This is a genomic window from Streptomyces sp. SID14436 (assembly GCF_010548465.1).
Classification (GTDB): domain Bacteria; phylum Actinomycetota; class Actinomycetes; order Streptomycetales; family Streptomycetaceae; genus Streptomyces.
This window is the reverse complement of record NZ_JAAGMD010000647.1, coordinates 1-501: the sequence shown is the minus strand read 5'-3', so window position 1 is coordinate 501 and position 501 is coordinate 1. Positions and strand designations below refer to the sequence as shown.

The following is a 501-nucleotide window of genomic DNA, read 5'->3' as shown; positions in this document are numbered from 1 at the left end:
GGCGCGCACGGCGGCCGTCAGGTCGGGGACGGCCCAGGGTGCCTCGGCGGTCTCCTGCGGGCGGGTCGCGGGGGTGGGGACGAGGATGCCGTGGGCTCCGGCCCGGTGGGCGGCCTCGATGTCGGCGCCGATGTCGCCGATGACGACGCAGTCGGCGGGGTCGGCGCCCAGGCGTCCGGCGGCCCGGAGGACCATGCCGGGGCGGGGCTTGCGGCAGCCGCAGCCGGCGTCCGGGGCGTGCGGGCACAGCTCCCACACGTCGAACGGGCCGAGGAGGTCGTCGACGCGCCGGTTGACGGCGCGGGCGTCGGCGACGGTGAGCAGGCCCCGGGCGATGCCGGACTGGTTGGTGACGACGCCGGTGCGGATGCCCCGGGCCCGCAGGGCGGCGACCGCCTCGCGGGCGCCGTCGACGGGGCGCACCCGGCCGGGGTCCCCGTTGTAGGGGACGTCGTGGACCAGGGTGCCGTCGCGGTCGAACAGCACGGCGCGCACCGGGCT

General features: G+C 79.2%; 1 protein-coding gene. It reads right to left on the bottom strand.

Annotated elements, in window-relative coordinates; all coding sequences use genetic code 11:
* Positions 1-501 (bottom strand): HAD family hydrolase (locus tag G3I53_RS22880; protein WP_164438726.1); only part of this gene is annotated, 501 nt, incomplete at both ends.